Genomic DNA, 23,577 nt, shown 5'->3' on the forward strand with positions numbered 1-23,577 from the left:
CTCGTAGAAGCGCGCGTCCTCGATGTCCACCTGCGCCTGGCGCATGTAGGGGGACATCTGGTCCGCCGTGAGCACCGTGCGGTCGCGCTCGTAGACCTTGGCGATCAGCCCGCCCTTGGCGTCGAAGATCTGCGTGGCCTGGGTGAGCGGCGGGGTCTTGAAGTCGTCGGGGATGTTGTCGAAGCTCTCCGCCGTGTTCTTGGCGGTCAGCCCGAGCGCGCCGACGGCGGGCAGGGCCATGCCGGCCAGCAGGACTCCGGAGAGCACGCTGACACCCAGGAACTTCACTCCGTGTCCCGCGAACTCGAGCGGTGACCCGCGGCGTCGGCCGCTCGGAGCTCCGGTGTTGCCTGGGGGCTGGGGTGCCTGGGGGCGCTTCGGTGCCATGAGGAGAACCCTACGTCGCCGATTCCCGTACATAGGGGCAGGTGTTCGCCTAGGCTTGTCACAAGCTTGCGACAGCTTCGGTGCGTCAATATCACTCACTCTTGTGAGTGATGAGGTTTGCCCGAATTGCCCCTCTCTGGAGTGCTTTTGAGGCAGCTGTTGGCAGCTGTACCCCCACATTTGGTGGCTCTCCGTGACGGCGCGCGTGGCGAGAGTTTCCCCGTGGTTCTTGGCAAGGCTTGCGACCTGCGATCACTCCAACGAGTGAGCTGACCGATACCCATAGTCCAATCGGGTCATTCGAGATTGAGCCCGAAGGGGCTGTTGCAAGCTGTCGTTCTTCCGTAACGTCCTCAACTGGCAACGGTGAATATGCCGTTGCCGCCGTGGGGGAGCCTCGATTCGGGAGAGGACGGCGCCGGCATGGGCTGGGTAGACGACTGGAGTGCGCAGGCCGCCTGCCGCACTAGTGATCCGGACGAACTGTTCGTCCAGGGGGCGGCGCAGAACCGCGCCAAGGCGGTGTGCAGCGGGTGCCCCGTGCGTACGGAGTGTCTGGCGGACGCACTGGACAACCGGGTGGAGTTCGGTGTCTGGGGCGGGATGACGGAGCGCGAGCGCCGTGCGCTGCTGCGCCGGCGGCCGACGGTGATGTCCTGGCGGCGGCTGCTGGAGACGGCCCGCACCGAGTACGAGGAGTCCCTCGCCACCGGTGTGATACTGACGGACTACGCCCAGGCGGGCTGAGCCTCCCGCACCGCGGGGTACGGAGTCGGCGCGGTACGGAACCGGCGGGTACGACACATCACGCGACGGCGGGTCACGAGCTGTACGGCAACGGTCCGGGAGCGGTGCTGCGGGGGAGCAGCGCTGTGGACGGCCGGTGCGCAGCAGGGTGCGGGAGTACTACACGGTGCCGCTGAGGCGCTCGCCGATCGCGCGCAGCCCGTCCAGGTCGTGCACGTCCCCGGGCAGCGCGGCGACCTCGACGATCGGCACGTCCGGGTAGACCGAGACGAAGCGGTCGCGGGTACGGCGCTCCCGCGACATGATCTGCATCCGCTCGGCGTGCAGCCGCAGCAGCCCGGCCGCGAGCAGCTCGGCCTCGGGTGACGTGTGCTCCGAGCCGTTCTCCTCCAGGGCCTCGGCCGCCGCCAGCGAGCGTTCGGCGGTGAGCTGGGGGGCGCCCGTCCGGTGCACCCGGTTGAGGACCAGGCCCGCCAGCGGCATCCGGTCGGCGGCGAGCCGGTCGACGAAGTAGGCGGCCTCGCGCAGCGCGTCCCGTTCCGGCGCGGCCACCACCAGGAACGCCGTCCCCGGAGCCTTGAGCAGCTGGTACGTCCGGTCGGCGCGCTCGCGGAAGCCGCCGAACATCGAGTCCATCGCGCTGACGAAGGTCTGCACGTCGGTCAGCAGCTGGGCGCCGAAGATCTTGCCCAGGGTGCCGGTGAGCAGGCCCATCCCGACGTTGAGGAACTTCATCGCGCTGCGCCCGCCGACCTTGGCCGGCGCGGTCAGGATCCGGATCACCTTGCCGTCGAGGAACGACCCGAGCCGGTTCGGCGCGTCCAGGAAGTCCAGCGCGGAGCGGGACGGCGGGGTGTCGACGACGATGAGGTCCCACTCCTCGGCCGCCCGGAGCTGGCCGAGCTTCTCCATCGCCATGTACTCCTGGGTACCCGCGAAGCCGGCCGAGAGGGACTGGTAGAACGGGTTCTCCATGATCGCCCGGGCCCGCTCGGGCTCGGCGTGGGCCAGCACGACCTCGTCGAAGGTCCGCTTCATGTCGAGCATCATGGCCTGGAGCTCGCCCTCGCCCGTGACGCCCTTGACGATGCGGGGGGTGTTGTCCAGCTCGGTCAGGCCCATCGACTGGGCCAGCCGACGGGCCGGGTCGATGGTCAGCACGACGACCTTGCGGCCGCGTTCGGCCGCCCGCAGCCCGAGCGCCGCGGCGGTGGTGGTCTTGCCGACGCCGCCCGAGCCGCAGCAGACGATGATCCTGGTCTTCCGGTCGTCGATCAGCGCGTCCACGTCGAGGTGGCTGCCCTGCTCGCCGCCGGTGCCCTGCTTGCCGTTGTCGCTCACGCCGCCCCCTGACGCTTCAGTTCGCCCGCCAGCCGGTACAGCCCGCCGAGGTCCACACCCTCGCCCAGCAGCGGAAGTTCGTAGGTGGGGAGCTTCAGCTGCTGCAGGTCGGCGCGCTGCTCGCGCTCCAGCTCCACCCGCTCGGCGTGCTCCCGGGCCTGCTCCAGCAGGGGGTCCAGCAGCGGGTCGACCGCCGCCCGGACGGTGTCCGGCTTGCGGGAGCGCCCGCCGAGGCCCGCCTCGCCGAGGGCCAGCGCGACCTCCTCGCGGTGGTCCCCGTGCACCGCGGCCACCGCCGCCGCGTCCAGCAGCGGCGGCCGGACCATGTTCACCATCACCCCGCCCACCGGGAGGGCGGCCTCGCGCAGGTCGGCGAAGCCGTCGACCGTCTCCTGCACCGGCATCTCCTCCAGCAGGGTGACCAGGTGCACCGCGGTCTCCGGCGACTTCAGCACCCGCATCACGGCCTGCGCCTGCGTATGTATCGGCCCGAACCGGGCCAGCCCGGCGACCTCGGAGTTCACGTTCAGGAAGCGGGTGAGCCGGCCGGTCGGCGGGGCGTCCATCACCACCGCGTCGTACGTGCGCCGCCCGTCCGGGCCCTTGCGCCGGGCCGCCTCGCAGGCCTTCCCGGTGAGCAGTACGTCCCGGACGCCGGGGGCGACGGTGGTGGCGAAGTCGACGAAGCCGACCTTCTGGAGCGCCTTCCCGGCCCGGCCGAGCTTGTAGAACATGTCGAGGTACTCCAGCAGCGCCTGCTCGGTGTCGATGGCCAGCGCGTAGACGTCGCCGCTGCCGGCCCCGTCGCCGCCCCTGCCCGGCAGCCCCAGCTGGGCGCGCGTGACGGACGCGATCTTGCGTTCCTCGTACGGCAGTGCGGCGATCCCGAACAGTTCGGCGATGCCCTGGCGGCCCTCCACCTCGATCAGCAGCGTCCGCCGCCCTTCGGCCGCGAGGGCGAGCGCCAGTGCCGCGGCCAGGGTGGTCTTCCCGGTACCGCCCTTGCCACTGACCACGTGCAGCCGGACGCCCTCCCAGTCGGGATCACGCCGGGCCGCCTGGCCGGGGGTGCGTGCCACGCTCCGTCTCCGTCCGTCTCCGAGGGCCGAGGGGCCGTTCCGAGGGCCGCCACCGCGCAGGTGCCCTCCCGCGAGGGTAACCAGGGACCGCGCCGGATGCCGGGAGCATCAGGGAGGCCGGGCCTGAATCATGCCCGGATTGTGGGCCACCTCACACGCCCGCCCGCGGGCCGCACCGCTCGCCGTTGCCGCTCGTCTAGAGTCTGGCCATGACCAAGTGGGAATACATGACGGCGCCCCTGCTCGTGCACGCCACCAAGCAGATCCTGGACAACTTCGGCGAGGACGGCTGGGAGCTCGTCCAGGTCGTGCCCGGCCCGAACCCGGAGCAGCTGGTGGCCTACTTCAAGCGGGAGAAGAACGCATGAGCAAGGTCGAGGACAAGCTTGCCGAACTCGGTCTGACCCTGCCGCCGGTGGCCGCACCGGTCGCCGCCTACGTGCCGGCCCTGCGCTCGGGCGAGTTCGTCTTCACCTCCGGCCAGCTGCCGATGGTGGGCGGCAAGCTGCCGACCACCGGCAAGGTCGGCGCCGAGGTCACCCCGGAGGAGGCCAAGGAGCTCGCGCAGATCTGCGCGCTCAACGCGCTGGCCGCCGTGAAGTCGGTGATCGGTGACCTGGACCTGATCGAGCGGGTCGTGAAGGTGGTCGGCTTCGTCGCCTCCGCCCCCGACTTCACCGGGCAGCCCGGCGTCATCAACGGCACCAGCGAGCTGCTCGGCCAGGTGCTGGGCGAGGCCGGTGTGCACGCCCGCAGCGCGGTCGGCGTCACCGTCCTGCCGCTGGACGCCCCGGTCGAGGTGGAGCTGCAGGTCCGGGTCAAGGCCTGAACCCGATCATGAGGCGGGGTTGGCCCTGTCCAACCCCGCCCTCGTGCGCTTAGCATCCGGGCATGGACCAGCGAGCAACGACGCTCCCGATGCCGCCCGGCTGGCCTGCCCGGATCCGGGCGGTCGAGGCCGGCGAGGTGACCCCGCCGGTGCCCCGGCCCTCCGCCACCGTGGTGCTGCTGAGGGACACGGCGACCGGGCCGGAGGCCTATCTGCTGCGCCGGCGCAGCTCGATGGCATTCGCCGCCGGCATGTACGCCTATCCGGGTGGCGGGGTGGACCCGCGCGACGCCGAGGCCGAACTCGGCTGGGTCGGTCCCGGTCCGCAGGAGTGGGCCGAGCGCCTCGGCGTGGACGCCCGGACCGCGCAGGCGGTGGTCTGCGCCGCCGTCCGCGAGACCTTCGAGGAGGCCGGCGTCCTGCTGGCCGGCCCGGACGCCGCGAGCACCGCCGAGCCCCGGGACTGGAGCGCGGAGCGCGCCGCCCTGGAGGCCCACGAACTCTCCTTCGCCGACTTCCTCCGCGACCACGGCCTGCTGCTCCGCAGCGACCTGCTGGCCGGCTGGGCCCGCTGGATCACCCCGGCGTTCGAGGAGCGGCGGTACGACACCTGGTTCTTCGTCGCGGCCCTGCCGCCGGGTCAGCGTGCGGCGTTGGAGGTCGGCGAGGCCGACCGGGTCACCTGGCTCTCCCCGGCGGAGGCCGTCCGGGGGCAGGAGGAGGGCCGGTTCGGGATGCTGCCGCCCACCGTGACCGTGCTGCGGGAGCTGTTGCCGGTGCGCAGTGCCGCCCAGGCGCTGGCCGCGGCGGCGGGCCGCTCGCTGGAGCCGGTCCTCGGCACGGCCGAGGTCCGGGGCGATCGAATGACGGTTCGATGGTCGGGGTATGAAGAGCTGACCATCGATGGACGGTTTCCCGAAGCCCCCTGAAGCCCCGGAGCGCCTGAAGCCCCGGAGCCGGAGCCCTGGAGCCGGAGCCCTGGCCCCGGAGCCTGGGGGCCCCGGACACCCGAGCCGACCGACGACCCGAAACACCGACCCGAGGAAGGATCGACGCCCGATGACCCACAACGACGTGGCTCGCCGGACGGCGCGCGAGATGCCCGCCCGCAGCCTGACCCCCCGCACCCTCGCCTGCGAGGCCGCAGCCGTCGACGACGCCGTACCGGGGCTGCGCGCCCTCGTCCGGACGCTGCCCTCGCGCGTGCTCGACCGGACCTGTGAGGGCGGCCGACTCGGCGGGGGCGGCCGGTGAGCGGAATCCTCCCGGGTGACCCCGCCGCCGGCATCGGCGGCGAGGCCACCCCCAGGGCACTGTGCGTGCTGGCGCCGAACCCGTCGCCGATGACGCTGGACGGCACCAACACCTGGCTGCTCTCCGAGCCCGGCTCGGACCTCGCGGTGGTCGTCGACCCGGGCCCGTTGCACGAGGGGCACCTGCGCCGGGTGATCGACACCGTCGAGCAGCAGGGCAAGCGCGTCGCGCTCACCCTGCTCACCCACGGCCACGCCGACCACTCCGAGGGCGCCGCGCGGTTCGCCGAGCTGACCCGCACCGAGGTCCGCGCCCTGGACCCGGCGTACCGGCTCGGCTCCGAGGGCCTGACGAACGGGCAGCGGCTGGAGGTCGGCGGCCTCGACCTGCGGGTGATCGCCACCCCGGGGCACACCTCGGACTCGCTGACCTTCCACCTGCCGGCCGACGGCGCGATCCTCACCGGTGACACCGTCCTCGGCCGCGGCACGACGATGGTGGCCCACCCCGACGGCAGGCTCGGCGACTACCTGGACTCGCTGCGCCACCTGCACACGATGGCGGCCGAGCACGGTGTGCGGACGGTGCTGCCCGGCCACGGGCCGGTGCTCGCGGACGCGCTCGGCGCCGTCGACTACTACCTCGCGCACCGGGCCGGCCGGCTCGCCCAGGTGGAGACGGCGGTCGAGGCCGGCCTCCGGACGGCGCCCGAGGTGGTGGCCCGGGTGTACGCGGACGTGGACCGCGCGCTCTGGCCGGCCGCCGAGCTGTCCGTCCTGGCCCAGCTCCAGTACCTGGAGGAGCACGGGCTGATCTGACCGGCCGCAGCCGCCCCGGAGCTGCGCGAGGGCCCGTACACCGAGCGGTGTACGGGCCCTCGTCGTTGGACCGGCGCGACCGGTGGGCCGGTGCGCGTGCTCCGGCCGGGCGGGTCAGCGCGAGCGGCGGGAGAGCCGCTCGACGTCCATCAGGACCACGGCGCGGGCCTCCAGCTTCAGCCAGCCGCGGCCGGCGAAGTCGGCGAGCGCCTTGTTGACCGTCTCGCGGGAGGCGCCGACCAGCTGGGCCAGCTCCTCCTGGGTGAGGTCGTGGGCGACGTGGATGCCCTCCTCGGACTGCACGCCGAAGCGGCGCGAGAGGTCCAGCAGGGCCTTGGCGACGCGCCCGGGCACGTCGGAGAAGACCAGGTCGGACATCACGTCGTTGGTCCGGCGCAGCCGGCGGGCGATGGCGCGCAGCAGCGCGATCGAGACCTCGGGACGGGCGTGCAGCCAGGGCTGGAGGTCACCGTGGCCGAGGCCCAGCAGCTTGACCTCGGTCAGCGCGCTCGCGGTGGCGGTGCGCGGGCCCGGGTCGAACAGCGACAGCTCGCCGATCATCTCGCTGGGGCCGAGGACGGCGAGCATGTTCTCGCGGCCGTCCGGCGAGGCGCGGTGCAGCTTGACCTTGCCCTCGGCGACGACGTACAGCCGGTCGCCGGGGTCGCCCTCGTGGAACAGCGACTCACCGCGGGCGAGGGTGACCTCGGTCATGGAAGCGCGCAGCTCGCCGGCCTGTTCGTCGTCGAGTGCCGCGAAGAGTGCGGCGCGCCGCAGAACGTCGTCCACGTGCTTCCTCCTTCTCGGCCGGCCGGCGATCAAGCCGGTCGGCGCAAGTTCCGTACAGTGCTCTGCATCACCAAGCATGGCGCATGTCGCTCCGATCATATGAGGAGGGGGTGCGCCGAGGTGTGCTGCGCGGGGCCATTCGTACCGCCGGATCGGTCGGCGGAGCGCGCGTGCGGGCGCGCGGGGCGGCGTGGGGAGCGGTGGCGGCGGGGTGCGCGGCCGGTGCCGCGGGGCCGCCGAGGTGTTCGCAGGTCAGCCGGGTTGCGCGCGGTTGGGGGCCCGGAACCCTCGGGACGGCTCCCGGCGGGGGAGCCCGGTTCGGACCGGTCCGGGCCACGGCACGGCCGCCCGCCAGGATTCGGTTCCACCTTAATCAGTGGAGCGGGCCGAGGCCGGGGCCACAGGATGCGGTCCTGACGATCCGACGGCCCGAAAGACGGTGACCCCGTATGTCCGCCCCCCTGTCCACCGGCACCACCACCCCCGAGCTCCGCGAGCGGGCCCTGCGACTGCGGGCGCTCGTGGCCGACGGGGTGCTCGTCCTGCCGAACGCCTGGGACGCGGGCAGCGCCGCCGTGATCGCCTCCGCCGGGGCCGCGGCGATCGCCACCACCAGCGGCGGCGTCTCCTGGTCGCTGGGTCGCGGCGACGGCCAGCGGCTCGGCCGGGCGGAGATGGTCGAGGCCGCGCGGCGGATCGCCGCCGCCGTCGAGCTGCCGGTCACCGTGGACGCCGAGGGCGGCTACGGGCCGGGGCCCGCCGACGTCGCCGACACCGTCCGGGCGCTGGTCGGTGCCGGCGCGGTCGGGGTCAACCTGGAGGACTCGACGGCGGCCGGCGGCCCGCTCTTCCCGGTGGCCGAGCAGGCCGCGCGGCTGCGGGCCGCCCGGGAGGCGGCCGCCGGGGCGGGCCTGCCGGAGTTGGTGGTCAACGCCCGGACGGACGTCTTCCTGTTCGGGATCGGCCCGGGCGGGGGCCGGTTCGACGAGGTGCTGGCCCGCGCGGCGGCCTACGCGGAGGCCGGCGCGGACGGCCTCTTCGTCCCCGGCCTGCTGGATCTCGACGTGCTGGCCCGGCTCTGCGCCGCGTCCCCGCTGCCGGTGAACGCGATGGCGGGGCCGGGCGGGCCGGCGGTCGCCGAACTCGCCGCCGCCGGGGTGCGGCGGATCAGCGTCGGCACCGGGCTGGCCCAGGCCGCGTACACCGCCGCCCACCGGGCCGCCGCCGAGCTGCTCGGCGCGGGCACCCTGGCGGAGCTGGACGGCGCGCTGGGCTACGGAGAGCTGGACGCGCTGTACCGGCGCTGACCGGGAAGAGCTCACCGGCACGCACAGGGGACGTGCCGGTGGTCGGGGCCGGTCGGCGTCAGTGGTCGGCCGGCTCCGGTAGCGGGGCCAGCTCGGGTTGTCCGTCGAGTGCGGCGGGCAGCCCGAGCAGGCGTCGCATCGCCCGCCGGGTGCGGGCGGGCGCGGCCGTGTCCCGGTAGAGCCGCCGGGCGTGGTTGAGCGCCAGTACCTGTCCGGTCAGTTCGAAGACCACCTGCTCGGCGTCCGGTTCGTCCGGCAGCTGTCCGGCGGCGATCGCCAGCTCCACCTGCTGCCGCAGTTCGCGCTGCCAGACCGCGTTCTTGGCGGCCACCGCCGACCGGACCGGCCCGCTCTCCCGGTCGTCGAACTCGCAGGTCACGGCGGTGAAGAAGCACCCGCCGGGCAGCAGGTCGCGCTCCAGGTAGGAGACCCAGGCCTCGCACTGGACGAGCAGCCGGGGCAGTCCGGGCTCCGTGCCGGCGGCCGTCGCGCGGTGCACCACCTCACGGACGAACATGGCGACCGCCTCGTCGACCACGGCGAGCTGCAGGGTCTCCTTGGTGCCGAAGTGGCCGAGGACGCCGGACTTGCTCATCGACAGGTCGGTGGCGAGCCGGCCGATGGTCAGCCCCTCCAGGCCCTCGACCGAGGCGAGGTCCAGGCCCCGGCGCAGGATCGCGGTGCGGGTCCGGCGGGCGTCGGCGGCGGATCTTCTCGGGCTCACCCCGCCAGTGTAGCCAGCGCCGGCCATTTAGCGTCCGACCGTTCGGACGCTATAGTCCCGGCCTGACACCCCCGCACGGAGGAGCAGACATGTCCGGATCCCGGATCGCAGCCCTGGGCCACCACCAGCCCGCCAGGGTCCTCACCAACGACGACCTCGCCCGGCTGGTCGACACCAGCGACGACTGGATCCGGCAGCGCACCGGCATCGTCACCCGGCGCATCGCCGACACGGAGTCCGTCACCGACCTCGCCTCCGCCGCCGCCGGCAAGGCGCTCGCCTCGGCCGCCCTGGCGCCGGAGGAGATCGACATGGTGGTGGTCGCCACCTGCTCGGCGATGGACCGCTGCCCGAGCATCGCCACCCAGGTCGCCGGCCGGCTGGGCATCCCCTCGGCCGTCGGCTTCGACGTCAACAACGGCTGCGCGGGCTTCTGCACCGCGCTGGCCACCGCCGACCACGCCGTCCGGGCCGGGGCCGCCCGGCACGCACTGGTGATCGGCGCCGAGCGGATGAGCGACGTCACCGACTGGACCGACCGGTCCAGCTGCGTCCTGCTCGGCGACGGCGCGGGCGCGGCCGTCCTCAGCCACGACCCGACCGGCCGGGGCGTCGGACCGGTCGTCTGGGGGTCCGACCCGACCCGCGGCCACGCCGTCCGGCTGGACGACGGCTGGCAGCCGAAGTTCCGTCAGGAGGGCCAGACCGTCTACCGCTGGGCCACCACCGCGCTGGCCCCGATCGCCGAGGAGGCCTGCCGGCGGGCCGGGATCACCCCCGCGGACCTCGGCGCGGTGGTCACCCACCAGGCCAACCTGCGGATCATCGAGGCGGTGGTCGACCGGCTCGGCGCGACCGGCGCGGTGGTCGCCCGCGACGTCGTCGAGTCCGGGAACACCTCGGCCGCCTCCGTCCCGCTCGCGCTGGCCAAGCTGGTGGAGCGCGGCGAGGCGCCCAGCGGGGCGCCCACGCTGCTGCTCGGCTTCGGCGGCGGCCTGTCCTGGGCCGGCCAGGTCGTCGTCTGCCCCTGACGTCGTCGTCGCCGTCGGTGTGGTCGCGGCTCGGGGGCGGCGCCGCCGGGCGGAGCTGAGCGGGCCGGCGTGGCGCCCCGCTCGCGGATCCCGGCCGCGGGGGCCACCGGGCGGAGCGGAGCAGGCCGATTCGGATCTTACCGGCGGCCCGAATCGCCCCTACGGTCCGTCATATGACCTCGACGGCACCCTCCCGGACCGCGGCCGGTCCCCGCCCCAGGCTGGTCACCCGGCCGCTGCTGCTGCGCTTCGTGTCGATCCTCGGCGCTTCGACCGGCTTCAACCTGCTGCTCTCGGTCGTCCCGCTCTACGCCGAGGAGTCCACCGGCGGCGGCAACGCGGCCGGGCTCGCCACCGGTGCGCTGATGCTGACGACCGTGCTGGGCGAACTGGCCACGCCCCGGCTGGTGGTCCGCTTCGGCTACCGGGCGGTGCTGGCGGTGGGCCTGTTCCTGCTCGGCGCGCCCGCACTGGTGCTGACCGCCTTCGACGGCAGCGCCGTCTGGATCACGGCGGTCTGCCTGGTGCGCGGGCTGGGCTTCGCCTTCACCATCGTCGCCGGCGGTGCGTTGACCGCGTCGCTGATCCCGGCCGAGCGACGCGGCGAGGGGCTGGCGCTGGTCGGGGTGGTCTCGGGGGCGCCGTCGCTGCTGGGCCTGCCGCTGGGGGTGTGGCTGGCGGCCCACCTCGGTTACACGACGGTGGCCGTGACGGCCGGGGTGGTGGCGCTGGCCGCGATCGCCGCCGTACCGGGCCTGCCCGATCGCGAGGCGTCCGCCGAGCCGTCGGTCGGTGTGGTGGAGGGCTTCCGCTCGGCCGGGCTCCGGCGCCCCACGGTGGTCTTCGCGGCCACCGCACTGGCGGCGGGGGTCATCGTGACCTTCCTGCCGCTGGCCCTCCCGGCCGGGTCCGCGGGCCTCGCCGCGGTGGCGCTGTTCGTCCAGCCGGCCGCGGCCACGGCGGCCCGCTGGGCGGCGGGCCGGTACGGCGACCGGCACGGCTCGGACCGGCTCGTCCTCCCCGGCCTGCTGCTCAGCGCCGCGGGCACGCTGCTGATCGCGCTGACCGGCAGCCCGGTCGCCGTGGTCGCCGGCGCGGCGGTGTTCGGCATCGGCTTCGGCATCGCCCAGAACGCCACCCTGACCATGATGTACGCGAGGGTCTCCGGGGCCGGCTACGGAGCCGTCACCGCGCTGTGGAACGTCGCCTACGACGCGGGCATGGGCGTCGGCGCGGTGGCCTTCGGCGTGCTGGCCGGTCCGCTGGGGTACCCGCAGGCCTTCGCCGTCACGGCCGTGGTGATGCTCGGCGCCCTGGCCCCCGCCCACCGCGACCGCCGGGCCGCACCGCCCGCGCCGGTCGCGGCGTCCGCGCCGCTCGTACCGCCCGCAGTACCCGCGCCGCTCGTACCGCCTGCAGCGCCTGCGGCGCCCGCAGCGTCCGAGTCCTCCGGCCCGTGCTCCGCGAACCGCCTGCCGCCCTGCGCCGATGGCTGATCGCCCGCGAGGCCAGGGCTGTTCGGCGTAGCCTTCGTGCATGGCAGAGAGCAAGGTCCGGAAGGCCGCAGCCGAGCCGGCGAAGAAGGCGGCGGCGAAGGTGGCGGCGAAGCCGAGGAAGCCGGAGTCGCACCTGGCGATGGTGCGGCGGGCCCGGAGGATCAACCGGGAGCTGGCGGAGCTGTACCCGTACGCGCATCCCGAGCTGGACTTCGACGATCCGTTCCAGCTGCTGGTGGCCACCGTGCTGTCGGCGCAGACGACCGACCTGCGGGTGAACCAGACGACGCCGGCGCTGTTCGCGAAGTACCCCACCCCGGAGGACATGGCCGCGGCCGTTCCCGAGGAGCTGGAGGAGATCATCCGGCCGACCGGGTTCTTCCGGAACAAGGCGAAGTCGCTGATCGGGCTCTCGATCGCGCTGCGGGACGAGTTCGGCGGGGAGGTCCCGGGCCGGCTGGCCGACCTGGTCACCCTCCCCGGCGTCGGGCGCAAGACCGCGAACGTGGTCCTCGGCAACGCGTTCGGGGTGCCCGGGATCACCGTGGACACCCACTTCGGACGGCTGGCCCGGCGGTTCGGCTGGACGGCCGAGGAGGACCCGGTCAAGGTCGAGGCGGCCGTCGCGGAGATCTTCCCGAAGTCGGAGTGGACGATGCTCTCGCACCGGGTGGTCTTCCACGGCCGCCGGATCTGCCACTCCCAGAAGCCGGCCTGCGGGGCCTGCCCGATCGCGCCGCTCTGCCCCGCGTACGGGGAGGGCGAGACCGACCCGGAGAAGGCGAAGAAGCTGCTCAAGTACGAGATGGGCGGTCACCCCGGCCAGCGGCTGCGGCCGCCCGCCGACTTCCCGGGCGAGGCGGCGGCGCGGGCCGACGCCGTCGCCCACCGGGGCAAGGTCGCGGACCTGGCGGTGGCCGAGTGACGGCGCACCGACCCGAGCGGGGCCACGAGCAGCGGCCGGGGCCGGACGGGCGGATCGAGCGGGGCCACGAGCAGCGGCCGGGACCGGACGGGCGGATCGAGCGGGACGGCCTGCCGTCGTGGCTGGAGCCGGTCCGGGACGCCGCCGAGCGCGTGCTGCCCGAGCAGCTCAGCCGCTTCCTGCCGCCCGCCGAGGGCGGACGCGCCGCGGCCGTCCTGATGCTCTTCGGCGAGGGCGAGGCCGGTCCGGACCTCCTGCTGATCGAACGGGCCCGCTCGCTGCGTTCGCACGCCGGCCAGCCGTCCTTCCCCGGCGGCGCGCTGGACCCGGAGGACGGCGACCCCGACGGGCCCGGCCCGATCGCGGCGGCGCTGCGCGAGGCCTGGGAGGAGACCGGCCTGGACCCGTCCGGGGTGCAGGTCTTCGCCGCCCTGCCCGCCCTCTACATCCCGGTCAGCCGCTTCGTGGTGACCCCGGTGCTCGGCTGGTGGCGCGAGGAGTCACCCGTCCGCCCGGTGGACGCGGGCGAGACCGGCGCGGTGTTCCGGGTGCCGATCACCGAGCTGACCGACCCGGCCAACCGGGCCCGGCTGCGCCACCCGTCCGGCCATCTCGGACCGGCCTTCGCCGTCGGCGGCCGGCTGGTCTGGGGCTTCACCGCCGGGGTGATCGACCGGGTGCTGCACCACAGCGGCCTGGAGCTGCCCTGGGACCCGGCCCGGATCGTCGACCTCTCGGACGAGGCGCTGGCGCTGGTCCAGGGCGACCGCGACCGCTCCCGCGCGCTGCTGGGCGGCGACGCCAGGACCACGTGAACGCCCGCCTGTGTGGCCCCGGCGCCCGTCGTGGGAGGGTGTCGGGGTGAATGTCCTGGATCTGCTGCTGATCGCCGCCGCCGTGGGGTTCGCCGTGTCGGGCTACCGCCAGGGCTTCGTGGTCGGCGTGCTGTCGGTCCTCGGCTTCCTCGGCGGAGGCCTGCTCGCCGTCCAGCTGCTGCCGCTGCTGCTCGACCACCTCAGCCCCGGCACCACCGCCTCGGTGGTGGCCGTCGTGGTGGTCATCGTGCTGGCGGCGATCGGCCAGGCGGTCACCACCCACTTCGGCTGGAAGCTGCGCGGCCACATCGACCGCCGCCCGGCGAAGGCGCTGGACGCCGCCGGCGGCGCGGTGGTCAACGTGATCTCGATGCTGCTGGTGGCCTGGCTGATCGGCTCGGCGCTCGCCGGAACGTCCCTGCCGACCGTCTCCAAGCAGGTCCGCACCTCGGCGATCCTCGGCGGCGTCCAGGACACGCTGCCCTCCGACGCGCCGAACTGGTTCTCCGACTTCTCCAAGGTGCTCGCCCGCAACGGCTTCCCGCAGGTCTTCAACCCCTTCGAGCACGAGCCGATCACCCAGGTCGACCTCCCCGATCCGGCGCTGGCCGCCAGCCCGGCGGTGGCCAGGGCGAAGCAGAGCCTGGTCAAGGTGGTCGGCACCGCCACCGCCTGCAGCAAGACCCTGGAGGGCAGCGGCTTCGTCTTCGCCCCGCACCGGGTGATGACCAACGCGCACGTGGTCGGCGGCGTCGACGAACCCACCGTGCAGGTCGGCGGCGTCGGCCAGCTCTACGACGCGACCGTGGTCCGCTACGACTGGCAGCGCGACATCGCGATCCTGGACGTGCCCAAGCTGAACGCGCCGGCGCTCTCCTTCGCGGGCGAGGCGAAGACCAACGACAGCGCGATCGTGGCCGGCTTCCCCGAGAACGGCGCCTTCAACGTCCAGCCGGCCCGTATCCGCGGCCGGATCCAGGCCAACGGTCCGGACATCTACCACCGCGGCCAGGTCGTCCGCGACGTCTACTCGGTGCGCTCGCTGGTCCGCCAGGGCAACAGCGGCGGCCCGCTGCTCACCCCGGACGGCCAGGTCTTCGGGGTCGTCTTCGCCAAGTCGCTGGACAGCGCGGACACCGGATACGTGCTGACCGCCGCCGAGGTGCGCGAGGACGCCGAGAAGGGCAGCACCGCGACGGCTCGGGTGGACACCCAGGGCTGCGCGCTCTGACGCGGCCGGCCGGACCCGGTACGGCCGATGTCCGCCGCCCCGCCGCTCCCGGCTGGTAGCGTCGGCCGCGCTCACCCGTTCGGCTCAATCGGGCGCCGTCCCGGCGTGGGCCGAGCGGAGGTCGGGGGCGTCCGATGATGGGTCACTCGCACGCGGTCAGCGGGGCGATGCTGTACGCGGCCTCGGCGCCGTTCCTGCCGCCGCTGCTGCTCGACACCACCCTGCAGCCGGCGGACATCCTGATGGGCACGGTGCTGTGCGCCGGGGCCGCCCTGCTGCCGGACCTCGACCACCACGACGGGACGATCGCCAACTTCCTCGGCCCGATCTCCAAGGTGCTCTGCCGCCTGGTGGCCTGGATCTCCGGAGGGCACCGGCACGCCACCCACTCGCTGCTGTTCGTGGCGCTGATGGGCGGCGGCACCTGGGCCGGCGTCACCTTCCTGGGCCGGAACTTCACCCTCGGAATGACGTTCTTCCTCCTGGCGCTCGCGATCCGCGCCCTGCGGCTGCACCCGCCGGGCGACGGCCCGACGATGTGGATCACCATCATCGGCCTCGCCGTGCTGGGCACCGCCGGGATGAACACCTGGATGCCGAACGCCCCCGGCTGGCTGCCGTACGCGGTGGCGCTGGGCACGCTGGCGCACCTGCTGGGCGACTGCCTGACGAAGAAGGGCGCGCCGCTGCTCTGGCCGCACAAGGAGCGCTACGAGGTGGTGCTGATCAAGCGCAGTGGCAACAGCGTCGAGACCAAGGTGCTGGTGCCGATCATGTCGGTGGCGACCTTCGTGCTGCTCTGGTTCACCGCGGTGTCGCACACGGTGGTGAACTGAGCGGGTGCGCTGATCGCTGGGCCGGGCTGATCGCTGGGCCGGAGCGGGCCGGGCGATCGCTGGGCCGGAGCGGGCCGGGCCGATCGCTGGGCCGGGCTCAGCAGTGGGCCGGGGCGGCTGTTGGGCCGGGGCGGGCCGGGCCCGTTGCCGGGTGCCGGCCCGCCCCGGCGCGCGCTCTCAGGTCTCGCGCTCTCAGGTCTCGCGCCGCAGCCGCGCGCCCACCCAGCGGGCGCGGCGGCCGAGGATCCGCGGGATGCCGAGCTGCCGCTGTGTCGTGCTCCGGCGGTGGTCCGTGCCGTCGTGACCCAGGTCGTCCGCCCAGTCGGGGCGGTGGCCGGACCTCTGCGAGCTGTTGTGACGTCGGCCGCGCGGGGCGCTGCCGTGATCGGGCATCCAGGTCATACCGGAATGGATGCCCCTGGGCCGGCCGGAGTAACCGCCCGGGGGGTCGTCAACTTGGCCTATGCGTTTGTCATATGAGCGCAATATAAAGGGAGTTGAGTTCCGCTTCCGTCTCCGGAATGTGACGGCGCTCAGTCCTTGTGGCGGCCGATCCAGTCCAGTAGCTCGGCGGTGAACTGCTCCGGCGCCTCCTCGTGCGGGAAGTGCCCGACCCCGGGGAGCAGCCGCCAGCGGTACGGCGCGGCCACGTACTCGCCGCCGCCCAGCGCGGTGTGCGACAGCAGGACCGGGTCCGCGGCGCCCTGGACGTGCAGGGTGGGCGCGGTGATCGGCTTCTTCATCCGGCGGGCGAACTGGATGCCGTCCGGTCGGGCCATCGAGCGCAGCAGCCAGCGGTACGGCTCGATCGAGCAGTGCGCGGTGCTGGGGATCTGGATCGCCTGCCGGTACGCGGCCACCGCCGTCCGGTCCAGCTGGTTGGGGCCGGTCCACGCGTCCAGGTAGCGGCCGACCAGCGCGGCGTCGTCGGCCACCAGGCGGCGTTCCGGTATCCACGGCCGCTGGAAGCCCAGCACGTGCTCGAAGGCGGCCATCTGGCGGCGGTCCGTCAGCAGCGCCCGGCGGAGGTCCCGGGGGTGCGCCGCGGAGACCACGGTGAGGCTCTGGATCACCGACGGTCGCATCACCGCCGCCACCCAGGACAGCGTGCCGCCGGAGGCATGGCCCACCAGGTGCGCCCGGCGCTCGCCGAGCGAGCGGATCACCCCGGTGATGTCCAGGGCGAGGTTGCCCGGGTCGTACCCGCGCGGGGTGCGGTCGCTGCCGCCGATGCCCCGCAGGTCGAGCGCGACGGCCCGGTAGCCGGCCTCGGCGAGCGCGGTCAGCTGGTGACGCCACGCCCACCAGTACTCGGGCCAGCCGTGCACCAGGAGGACCAGCGGGCCCTCGCCCAGCTCGGCGATGTGGAACCGGGCGCCGTTGGCCGCGAGGTCGCGGTGCTTCCAGGGGCCGCCCTGCCGGATGTCCCAGGGTGCCGCGGGCACGGCCCCCGTCGCGGGGCCGCCCTCGTCGCCCTCGCTGCCCCCGTCGCCCTCGCCCTCGCCCTCGTCCTCACCGTCCGCCGGCGTGCCGGCGGTCTCCTCGACGGCGTCCTGACCGTGGTCGACGGCGTCCTGACCGACCGTGCGGTCGGGGCCGGAGCTGGCGGACGGCTGCGCGGGCACGGGATTCTGGTCGAGCGGCATACCGAGAGCGTGTCACATCGGCGCGCCGGGTACGCGTTCGGCACTCGCTCTCCGGGCGTCCGGAGCGGACGCGGTCGCTGACGCCGTGCCTGCCGGGCGCGGCCGGGGCGTCCGACGGGCCTACGGGATGCGGCCGAGGGCCCGGTCGATCTCCTCCTGGGTGGCCGGCCGGGGCCGGGCGTTCTTGAGCACGTCGGCGGTCTTCTGGGCGCCCTCGATGGTGCGGTGCGGCTTCTCGATCCGCTTGAACGAGCGCAGCGCCAGCAGCCCGAGCAGCACCGCCAGCAGCAGGTACGCGCCGGCCACGATCAGGAACGACCAGCCGAGCGAGAGGCCCAGCGCGTGGATCCCGAACGCCGCCGCGGCGCTCAGCATCGGCACCGCGGCCAGAGCCACCACGCCGGCGACCGCCAGCGAGACACCGCCGGAGACGCCGCGCTTGACGTCCGCGCGGATCTCCGCCTTCGCGAGCGCGATCTCGTCGTGGACCAGGGCGGACAGGTCCGCGGTGGCCGCCGCGAACAGCTGCCCCACCGAACGCTCGCCCTCGTAGGGCGCCCGGCCGTTGCTGGACGGGTCTGCGGCTCCTGCGGGCATCAGCGGTTCTCCTCTGCGGCTGTGCGGCGTGACGCCGCCGGGCGGTGCTGCTCCCGGGTCGTTCCGGGTGCTGTTTCCGTGGACCGCTCCAGGGGTCGGAGCGGCCGGCGGCGTCTGTGGACTGTCGACAGCTCAGAATCATGCCCCTACCGGTCAGTCGCACACCACTCCGGGGCCCCGGCGGAGGGACGTGTCCCGTTCGGTGGGGTGCGTCGGCAGGGGGTCCGTTCCGTTCGGCGGGGTGCGTCGGCAGCGGGGCGTGTCCTGTTCGGAGGGTGCGCCGTCAGCGGCTCGGGCCGGGGTTCGGTCCGGAGCTCGGGCCGGGGTTCGGTCCGGGGCCGACGCCGTCGGGGCCGGCGCCACCGGGGCCGCTCTCGCCCGTATGGCGCGACGCCTCCGCCACTCGGGCCTGCCAGGCCGGATCGTCCTGCTGGTAGACGTCGGGGATGCCGTCGCCGTCGAGGTCGCGGTCCTCCTCCTCGCACAGGTCGCGGTAGTGCCGGTTGCGCAGCTTCAGCAGCACGGTGGCGACCAGCGCGCAGAGCAGCGAGCCCACCAGAACGGCGGCCTTGGAGAGGTCGGCGAGGTCCGCGTCGTCGGGGAAGGCCAGCTCGCTGATCAGCAGGGAGACGGTGAAGCCGATGCCGGCGAGGACCGAGACCGCGAACATGTCGGCCCACTTGAGCTGCGGATTCAGCTCGGCGCGGGTGAAGCGGGCGGCCAGCCAGGTGCCGCCGAAGATGCCAACGGTCTTGCCGACCAGCAGGCCCAGGACGATCCCGAGCGGGGTGGCCTGGGTGAACACGTCGGCGAGCGCCGGCCCGGAGATCGTCACCCCGGCCGCGAACAGCGCGAAGACGGGGACGGCCAGCCCGGCCGAGAGCGGTCGGACGAGGTGCTCGATGTGCTCGCCGGGGGAGTACTTCTCGTCGCCCTCCCGGTGGCAGCGCAGGATCAGGCCCATCGCGACGCCCGCCACCGTGGCGTGCACACCGCTCTCGTGCATCAGCGCCCAGATCACGAAGGCGAGCGGCACGAACAGGTACCAGCCGTGCACCCCGCGCCGGTGCAGGAACCAGAACAGCACCAGGCCGGCGAAGGCCAGTCCGAGCGCCCAGAACTTGATGCCCGAGCTGTAGAAGACCGCGATGATCAGGATCGCGATCAGGTCGTCCACCACGGCGAGGGTGAGCAGGAAGGCCCGCAGCGCGGACGGCAGGTGGCTGCCGACCACGGCCAGCACGCCGAGTGCGAAGGCGATGTCGGTCGCGGTCGGGATCGCCCAGCCGCCCGGGTGGCCGCCGCTGCCGGAGTTGGCGATCGCGAAGACGATCGCCGGCAGGGCGACGCCGCAGACCGCGGCTATGACCGGTAGCAGCGCCGCGCTGGGGCTGCGCAGTTCGCCCGCCACGAACTCGCGCTTGAGCTCGATGCCGGCCACGAAGAAGAAGATCGTCAGCAGGCCGTCCTTGGCCCAGGCGTCCAGGCTGAGGTCCAGGTGGAGCGGGCCGGACGGGCCGATCGTGTAGTCGAGGACGCTCTCGTACGCGTGCGGCCAGACGTTGGCCCAGATCAGGGCGATCACGGCGGCGACCAGGAGCAGGATGCCGCCGACCGTCTCGGTGCGCAGGGCGTCGGCGATGTAGGCCCGCTCGGGGAGGGGCAGTCTGCCGAGGAACTGGCGGCGTCGGGTCGGCTCGTTGACGGGCTGCTGGTCGGCCACGCGGGACCTCCTGGGGCGGGGGATCGGTGTACGGATGCACCTGTGGTGCAGTGCCGACCAGACTTCCCGGCGCGCCCTGTGACGCGACGAAGTTCCCGGGGGAGATCTTGTCGCGTCTTTGACAGTCTAACCGGAGCGAGAATGGGATATCCGTATTGTCATACTTCAGGACCTAGGCCTTGATGTCCCGTTCTGCACTCGTGCGTGGCACTCGAATGGAGTCGGCCGCATGCAGACGGGTGAACGCCTCCTTATCGTCGATCACAGTGCCACCCGTTCGAGTGGCGCGATTTCCCTGTTCCCGCTCTGCTGTGGAGACACGACGATGCCCAGACCGCCCCTCTTATCGCCCCTGCCGTTCGGCCGGCTGCTCCGGTGGAGCGCGGACCGGTGAACGGCTCGACGCACGACCTCTTCGCCGGAGCCGCTCCCGGCGCCGTTGCGGCTGATGCGGCCACCGACGCGGCCACCGATGCGGCCACCGAGCCCGGCCCGGAACTGGACCGCCTGCTCCGCCCGCTGTTCCGCGCCGCCGCCCCGGGCGGTGGCGTCGCCGTCGTGGTGATCCGCGGCGGCGAACGGACCGTCGCCTGTCGCGGCCACTCCGACCGCTCCAGCGAGCGTCCGGTCCGCGCCGACACCAGGTTCGAGCTCGGCTCCGTCACCAAGACCTTCACCGGACTGCTGCTCGCCGAGATGGCCGCCCGCGGCGAGGTCGGCTACGACGATCCGATCGACCGCTACCTGCCCGCCGACGCCGCCCCCGGCTACCCGCACGAGCGGCCGATCACCCTGCTCCACCTGGCCACCCACACCTCGGGGCTGCCCCGGCTGCCGGTCGGGCTGCTCCCGGCGATGGCCCCCAGGTGGTTCACCAGCCCGTACGCCACGTTCGGCCCGGCCCACCTGCTCAGAGCCCTGCCCCGCACCCCGGTCCGCGGGACCCCGGGCGCGCAGGTGCGCTACTCGAACCTCGGCTGCGGTCTGCTCGGCCTGCTGCTGGCCAACGCGGCCGGACAGCGCTACGACGACCTGCTGGAGGCCAGGGTCTGCGGACCGCTCGGCCTGGTGGACACCTCCTGCGGCCCCGGCCGTGAGGACGCCGCCGGGTACCGGCGCGGTCGGCGCGTCCCGTCCTTCCGCCTGCCCGCACTGCCCGGCGCCTCCGCGCTGCGCTCCACGGCGGACGACATGCTCCGCTATCTTCAGGCGCATCTGGCGCTGGACGCCGTCCCGCTGCCCGAACGGGCCGACGCGGCGGCGTTGCGGACGGCCTTGGGCGAGGTCCGGCGGCCGCGGGCCGGCCGACGGCGCGGCGGGACGCGGATCTGCCTGGGCTGGAACCACCGCTCGGTCCCGGCAGCTCCGGAAGCGCACCGGCCGGCGGCCGAGTCGGCTGCCGAACTGCTTGCCGAGTCGGTGGACGACCCGATGGGTGGCCCGGTGGACGGCCCGGTGGACGACGACACACGCGGTGGCGCCAGTGGTGACACGGGTGCTGTCACGGGTACCGGTGTGGGCCGGGAGTTCGCCGACGAGGTCGTCTACCACGCCGGAGCCACCCGGGGCTTCACCACGTTCGTCGGGTTCAGTCCGCGGGCGCAGGTGGGGCTGGCGGTGATGGCCGGCACGCTACCGCTGCGCAGTCGGGGCTTCGTCCAGAACGCGTACGACACGTTGCGCACGCTGGTCGCCGAACGTCGGGCACCGGGGGACTGACCCCGCGGAAGCCGGACGCACGCCTGATGCCCGCCTGATGCCCGCCGGATGCACGCCTGATGCCGCGTCGACGGGCGCGGACGACGGGTGTGGACGGCAGGCGCGGACGACGGTGCCCCGGGCGGTCACGACCGCCCGGGGCACTGCGCCGTTCGAGGGGGCGTCAGCCCTCGCTGCCCGCCGGGGGGAGCTGGGACTGGATCAGGCTCATCACCGAGCTGTCTGCGAGGGTGGTGGTGTCGCCGACCTCGCGACCCTCGGCGATGTCGCGCAGCAGTCGGCGCATGATCTTGCCGGAGCGGGTCTTCGGCAGCTCGCCGACGACCTTGATCTGCTTCGGCTTGGCGATCGGGCCGAGGGTGCGGCCGACGTGCGCGCGCAGCTCCTCGACCAGCTCGGGGCTGTCGGTGGCGCTGCCGCGCAGGATGACGAAGGCGACGATCGCCTGGCCGGTGGTGGCGTCGGTGGCCCCGACCACGGCGGACTCGGCGACGGACGGGTGACCGACCAGGGCCGACTCCACCTCGGTGGTCGAGATGTTGTGGCCGGAGACCAGCATGACGTCGTCGACCCGGCCGAGCAGCCAGATGTCGCCGTCCTCGTCCTTCTTGGCACCGTCGCCGGCGAAGTAGCGGCCCTGGAAGCGCGACCAGTAGGTGTCGATGTAGCGCTGGTCGTCGCCCCAGATGGTGCGCAGCATGGACGGCCACGGCTCGGTGAGGACCAGGTAGCCGCCGGAGCCGTTCGGGACCTCGTTGGCCTCGTCGTCGACGACGGTGGCGGCGATGCCGGGCAGGGCGCGCTGGGCGGAGCCGGGCTTGGTCTCGGTGACGCCCGGCAGCGGGCTGATCATCATCGCGCCGGTCTCGGTCTGCCACCAGGTGTCCACGATCGGGGCCTTGCCGGCGCCGATGTGCTCGCGGTACCAGATCCACGCCTCGGGGTTGATCGGCTCGCCGACGCTGCCCAGGACGCGCAGCGAGGAGAGGTCGAACTTCGCGGGGATGTCGTCGCCCCACTTCATGAAGGTGCGGATCGCGGTGGGCGCGGTGTAGAGGATCGTCACGCCGTACTTCTGGACGATCTCCCAGAACCGGCCCTGGTGCGGGGTGTCCGGGGTGCCCTCGTAGATGACCTGGGTGGCGCCGTTGGCGAGCGGACCGTAGACGATGTACGAGTGGCCGGTGACCCAGCCGATGTCCGCGGTGCACCAGTAGACGTCGGTCTCCGGCTTGAGGTCGAAGACGGCGTGGTGGGTGTAGGCGGCCTGGGTGAGGTAGCCGCCCGAGGTGTGCAGGATGCCCTTGGGCTTCCCGGTGGTGCCCGAGGTGTACAGGATGAAGAGCGGGTGCTCGGCGTCGTGCGCCTCGGGGGTGTGCTCGGTGGACTGGCGGGCGGTGATCTCGTCCCACCAGACGTCGCGGCCCTCGGTCCAGGAGACGTCCTGGCCGGTGCGGCGGATCACCAGGACGTGCTCGACGCCGTCGGCCTTGGTCAGCGCCTCGTCGATGGCGGGCTTGAGCGCGGACGGCTTGCCGCGGCGGTAGCCGCCGTCGGCGGTGATGACCAGCTTGGCCTGGGCGTCCTGGATCCGGGAGGCGACGGCGTCGGCCGAGAAGCCGCCGAAGACCACGGAGTGGGTGGCGCCGATCCGGGCACAGGCGAGGATCGCGACGACCGCCTCGGCGATCATCGGCAGGTAGATCGCCACCCGGTCGCCCTTGGTGACACCGAGCTCCAGCAGCGCGTTGGCGGCCTGCGAGACCTCGTCCTTGAGCTGGGCGTAGGTGATCGAGCGGCTGTCACCGGGCTCGCCCTCGAAGTGGATGGCGACCCGGTCGCCGTTGCCCGCCTCGACGTGGCGGTCGACGCAGTTGTACGCGACGTTGAGCTTGCCGTCCGCGAACCACTTGGCGAACGGCGGGTTGGACCAGTCGAGCGTCTCGGTGGGCTCGACGGCCCAGGTGAGGCGGCGGGCCTGCTCGGCCCAGAAGCCCAGGCGGTCCTCGGAGGCCTGCGCGTACGCGGCCGCGGTGACGTTGGCGGCGGCGGCGAGCTCTGCCGGCGGGGCGAAGCGCCGCTCCTCCTTGAGCAGGTTGGCCAGGCTCTCGTTGCTCAACGCGCACTCCTCATCGAGTCATGATCGGGGTCAATCCCGTGCGTGGGGATTGTCCCGTGTGTCCCAGCGCACAGCTCACCAGGCGAAGTGGTCGGTTGACAAGAGGCACCGGGTAATTGGTGTAGACCTTTGACCGAGAGTCGAACGGCAGGCCGAGGGAGGAG

At 73.5% G+C, this 23,577-nt stretch carries 23 protein-coding genes and 1 pseudogene; 14 read left to right on the forward strand and 10 right to left on the reverse strand.

Annotation, left to right across the window (positions count from 1 at the left end; translation table 11 throughout):
* Nucleotides 1-387: pseudogene (locus tag ACWDRR_RS35145) on the reverse strand (transglycosylase domain-containing protein); the annotation flags it as partial.
* A 423-nt stretch (nucleotides 388-810) separates the two neighbouring features.
* Here ACWDRR_RS35145 and ACWDRR_RS35150 point away from each other — a divergent pair.
* Nucleotides 811-1,134: a WhiB family transcriptional regulator gene (locus ACWDRR_RS35150; protein ID WP_033333275.1), complete on the forward strand. Its 324-nt coding sequence runs from the start codon at nucleotides 811-813 to the stop codon at nucleotides 1,132-1,134.
* A gap of 159 nt (nucleotides 1,135-1,293) precedes the next feature.
* On the opposite strand, the gene ACWDRR_RS35155 is transcribed toward ACWDRR_RS35150, so the two are convergent.
* Together ACWDRR_RS35155 and ACWDRR_RS35160 are read right to left on the reverse strand one after the other, a co-directional pair.
* Complete coding sequence (locus ACWDRR_RS35155) at nucleotides 1,294-2,475, reverse strand: ArsA family ATPase (RefSeq protein ID WP_449776326.1); 1,182 nt, start codon at nucleotides 2,473-2,475, stop codon at nucleotides 1,294-1,296.
* A complete protein-coding gene (locus ACWDRR_RS35160) occupies nucleotides 2,472-3,554 on the reverse strand; it encodes an ArsA-related P-loop ATPase (RefSeq protein WP_449776327.1) in 1,083 nt (360 codons plus the stop codon). Before ACWDRR_RS35160 ends, ACWDRR_RS35155 begins: the two co-directional genes overlap by 4 nt.
* 209 nt (nucleotides 3,555-3,763) lie before the next feature.
* On the opposite strand from ACWDRR_RS35160, the gene ACWDRR_RS35165 reads away from it, so the two are divergent.
* The 5 genes from ACWDRR_RS35165 (at nucleotide 3,764) to ACWDRR_RS35185 (ending at nucleotide 6,455) form a co-directional block, all read left to right on the forward strand.
* On the forward strand, nucleotides 3,764-3,922 hold the full coding sequence (locus tag ACWDRR_RS35165) for a DUF4177 domain-containing protein (protein ID WP_094743074.1): 159 nt from the start codon (nucleotides 3,764-3,766) through the stop codon (nucleotides 3,920-3,922).
* The gene (locus ACWDRR_RS35170; RefSeq protein ID WP_387880730.1) at nucleotides 3,919-4,383 is read left to right on the forward strand and encodes a RidA family protein; all 465 of its coding nucleotides are present in this window, start codon (nucleotides 3,919-3,921) and stop codon (nucleotides 4,381-4,383) included. The genes ACWDRR_RS35165 and ACWDRR_RS35170 overlap by 4 nt, the downstream gene beginning before the upstream one ends.
* Nucleotides 4,384-4,445: 62 nt before the next feature.
* Nucleotides 4,446-5,312 carry an NUDIX hydrolase gene (locus ACWDRR_RS35175; RefSeq protein WP_449776328.1) on the forward strand — a complete coding sequence of 289 codons (867 nt, stop codon included), beginning with the start codon at nucleotides 4,446-4,448 and terminating at the stop codon, nucleotides 5,310-5,312.
* Nucleotides 5,313-5,442: 130 nt separating this feature from the next.
* Nucleotides 5,443-5,637: a hypothetical protein gene (locus tag ACWDRR_RS35180; RefSeq protein WP_449776329.1), complete on the forward strand. Its 195-nt coding sequence runs from the start codon at nucleotides 5,443-5,445 to the stop codon at nucleotides 5,635-5,637.
* Nucleotides 5,634-6,455 carry an MBL fold metallo-hydrolase gene (locus tag ACWDRR_RS35185; protein WP_449776330.1) on the forward strand — a complete coding sequence of 274 codons (822 nt, stop codon included), beginning with the start codon at nucleotides 5,634-5,636 and terminating at the stop codon, nucleotides 6,453-6,455. Before ACWDRR_RS35180 ends, ACWDRR_RS35185 begins: the two co-directional genes overlap by 4 nt.
* Nucleotides 6,456-6,569: 114 nt before the next feature.
* Here ACWDRR_RS35185 and ACWDRR_RS35190 read toward each other — a convergent pair whose 3' ends face one another.
* Nucleotides 6,570-7,244 carry a Crp/Fnr family transcriptional regulator gene (locus tag ACWDRR_RS35190; protein ID WP_030240972.1) on the reverse strand — a complete coding sequence of 225 codons (675 nt, stop codon included), beginning with the start codon at nucleotides 7,242-7,244 and terminating at the stop codon, nucleotides 6,570-6,572.
* Between the two features lie 449 nt (nucleotides 7,245-7,693).
* Between ACWDRR_RS35190 and ACWDRR_RS35195 the strand changes: the two genes are divergently transcribed.
* Nucleotides 7,694-8,551, forward strand: a complete 858-nt coding sequence (locus ACWDRR_RS35195; RefSeq protein WP_449776331.1) for an isocitrate lyase/PEP mutase family protein — start codon at nucleotides 7,694-7,696, stop codon at nucleotides 8,549-8,551.
* 58 nt (nucleotides 8,552-8,609) lie between these two features.
* Here the strand turns inward: ACWDRR_RS35195 and ACWDRR_RS35200 are convergent, their stop codons facing one another.
* Entirely contained in the window at nucleotides 8,610-9,275 is a 666-nt protein-coding gene (locus ACWDRR_RS35200; RefSeq protein ID WP_449776332.1) for a TetR/AcrR family transcriptional regulator, read from the reverse strand.
* 89 nt (nucleotides 9,276-9,364) lie between these two features.
* Here ACWDRR_RS35200 and ACWDRR_RS35205 point away from each other — a divergent pair, with 89 nt between their 5' ends.
* The 6 genes from ACWDRR_RS35205 to ACWDRR_RS35230 all read left to right on the forward strand — a co-directional run bounded on the left by ACWDRR_RS35205 (nucleotide 9,365) and on the right by ACWDRR_RS35230 (nucleotide 15,609).
* Nucleotides 9,365-10,306, forward strand: a complete 942-nt coding sequence (locus ACWDRR_RS35205; protein ID WP_449776333.1) for a beta-ketoacyl-ACP synthase 3 — start codon at nucleotides 9,365-9,367, stop codon at nucleotides 10,304-10,306.
* A 173-nt stretch (nucleotides 10,307-10,479) separates the two neighbouring features.
* A complete protein-coding gene (locus ACWDRR_RS35210; RefSeq protein ID WP_449776334.1) occupies nucleotides 10,480-11,802 on the forward strand; it encodes an MFS transporter in 1,323 nt (440 codons plus the stop codon).
* A 40-nt stretch (nucleotides 11,803-11,842) separates the two neighbouring features.
* Nucleotides 11,843-12,727 (forward strand): endonuclease III, encoded by an 885-nt coding sequence (gene nth / locus ACWDRR_RS35215; RefSeq protein WP_449776335.1) that lies wholly within the window; start codon nucleotides 11,843-11,845, stop codon nucleotides 12,725-12,727.
* A gap of 53 nt (nucleotides 12,728-12,780) precedes the next feature.
* Nucleotides 12,781-13,542 carry an NUDIX hydrolase gene (locus tag ACWDRR_RS35220; protein WP_449776369.1) on the forward strand — a complete coding sequence of 254 codons (762 nt, stop codon included), beginning with the start codon at nucleotides 12,781-12,783 and terminating at the stop codon, nucleotides 13,540-13,542.
* Nucleotides 13,543-13,588: 46 nt separating this feature from the next.
* Complete coding sequence (locus ACWDRR_RS35225; protein ID WP_449776336.1) at nucleotides 13,589-14,773, forward strand: MarP family serine protease; 1,185 nt, start codon at nucleotides 13,589-13,591, stop codon at nucleotides 14,771-14,773.
* A 134-nt stretch (nucleotides 14,774-14,907) separates the two neighbouring features.
* The gene (locus ACWDRR_RS35230; protein ID WP_449776337.1) at nucleotides 14,908-15,609 is read left to right on the forward strand and encodes a metal-dependent hydrolase; all 702 of its coding nucleotides are present in this window, start codon (nucleotides 14,908-14,910) and stop codon (nucleotides 15,607-15,609) included.
* A 192-nt stretch (nucleotides 15,610-15,801) separates the two neighbouring features.
* Here the strand turns inward: ACWDRR_RS35230 and ACWDRR_RS35235 are convergent, their stop codons facing one another.
* The 4 genes from ACWDRR_RS35235 to nhaA form a co-directional block, all read right to left on the reverse strand.
* Nucleotides 15,802-16,011, reverse strand: coding sequence for a hypothetical protein (locus ACWDRR_RS35235; RefSeq protein WP_449776338.1), 210 nt, complete (start codon nucleotides 16,009-16,011; stop codon nucleotides 15,802-15,804).
* Between the two features lie 131 nt (nucleotides 16,012-16,142).
* Nucleotides 16,143-17,255, reverse strand: a complete 1,113-nt coding sequence (locus ACWDRR_RS35240) for an alpha/beta fold hydrolase (protein ID WP_449776339.1) — start codon at nucleotides 17,253-17,255, stop codon at nucleotides 16,143-16,145.
* A 120-nt stretch (nucleotides 17,256-17,375) separates the two neighbouring features.
* Entirely contained in the window at nucleotides 17,376-17,852 is a 477-nt protein-coding gene (locus tag ACWDRR_RS35245) for a phage holin family protein (RefSeq protein ID WP_449776340.1), read from the reverse strand.
* A 283-nt stretch (nucleotides 17,853-18,135) separates the two neighbouring features.
* Nucleotides 18,136-19,575 (reverse strand): Na+/H+ antiporter NhaA, encoded by a 1,440-nt coding sequence (nhaA, locus tag ACWDRR_RS35250; RefSeq protein WP_449776341.1) that lies wholly within the window; start codon nucleotides 19,573-19,575, stop codon nucleotides 18,136-18,138.
* Nucleotides 19,576-19,965: 390 nt separating this feature from the next.
* Here nhaA and ACWDRR_RS35255 point away from each other — a divergent pair, with 390 nt between their 5' ends.
* Entirely contained in the window at nucleotides 19,966-21,294 is a 1,329-nt protein-coding gene (locus tag ACWDRR_RS35255) for a serine hydrolase domain-containing protein (RefSeq protein WP_449776342.1), read from the forward strand.
* A gap of 163 nt (nucleotides 21,295-21,457) precedes the next feature.
* Here ACWDRR_RS35255 and acs read toward each other — a convergent pair whose 3' ends face one another.
* Nucleotides 21,458-23,413 carry an acetate--CoA ligase gene (acs, locus tag ACWDRR_RS35260; protein WP_449776343.1) on the reverse strand — a complete coding sequence of 652 codons (1,956 nt, stop codon included), beginning with the start codon at nucleotides 23,411-23,413 and terminating at the stop codon, nucleotides 21,458-21,460.
* Nucleotides 23,414-23,577: the final 164 nt, after the last annotated feature.

This window comes from Kitasatospora sp. NPDC003701 (assembly GCF_053587085.1).

Coding starts and splice junctions, on each gene's coding strand:
- ACWDRR_RS35150 (WP_033333275.1), top strand. CDS start 811: ATGGGCTGGGTAGACGACTGGAGTGCGCAGGCCGCCTGCCGCACTAGT.
- ACWDRR_RS35165 (WP_094743074.1), top strand. CDS start 3,764: ATGACCAAGTGGGAATACATGACGGCGCCCCTGCTCGTGCACGCCACC.
- ACWDRR_RS35170 (WP_387880730.1), top strand. CDS start 3,919: ATGAGCAAGGTCGAGGACAAGCTTGCCGAACTCGGTCTGACCCTGCCG.
- ACWDRR_RS35175 (WP_449776328.1), top strand. CDS start 4,446: ATGGACCAGCGAGCAACGACGCTCCCGATGCCGCCCGGCTGGCCTGCC.
- ACWDRR_RS35180 (WP_449776329.1), top strand. CDS start 5,443: ATGACCCACAACGACGTGGCTCGCCGGACGGCGCGCGAGATGCCCGCC.
- ACWDRR_RS35195 (WP_449776331.1), top strand. CDS start 7,694: ATGTCCGCCCCCCTGTCCACCGGCACCACCACCCCCGAGCTCCGCGAG.
- ACWDRR_RS35205 (WP_449776333.1), top strand. CDS start 9,365: ATGTCCGGATCCCGGATCGCAGCCCTGGGCCACCACCAGCCCGCCAGG.
- ACWDRR_RS35210 (WP_449776334.1), top strand. CDS start 10,480: ATGACCTCGACGGCACCCTCCCGGACCGCGGCCGGTCCCCGCCCCAGG.
- nth (WP_449776335.1), top strand. CDS start 11,843: ATGGCAGAGAGCAAGGTCCGGAAGGCCGCAGCCGAGCCGGCGAAGAAG.
- ACWDRR_RS35230 (WP_449776337.1), top strand. CDS start 14,908: ATGATGGGTCACTCGCACGCGGTCAGCGGGGCGATGCTGTACGCGGCC.
- ACWDRR_RS35235 (WP_449776338.1), bottom strand. CDS start 16,011: ATGACCTGGATGCCCGATCACGGCAGCGCCCCGCGCGGCCGACGTCAC.
- ACWDRR_RS35240 (WP_449776339.1), bottom strand. CDS start 17,255: ATGCCGCTCGACCAGAATCCCGTGCCCGCGCAGCCGTCCGCCAGCTCC.
- ACWDRR_RS35245 (WP_449776340.1), bottom strand. CDS start 17,852: ATGCCCGCAGGAGCCGCAGACCCGTCCAGCAACGGCCGGGCGCCCTAC.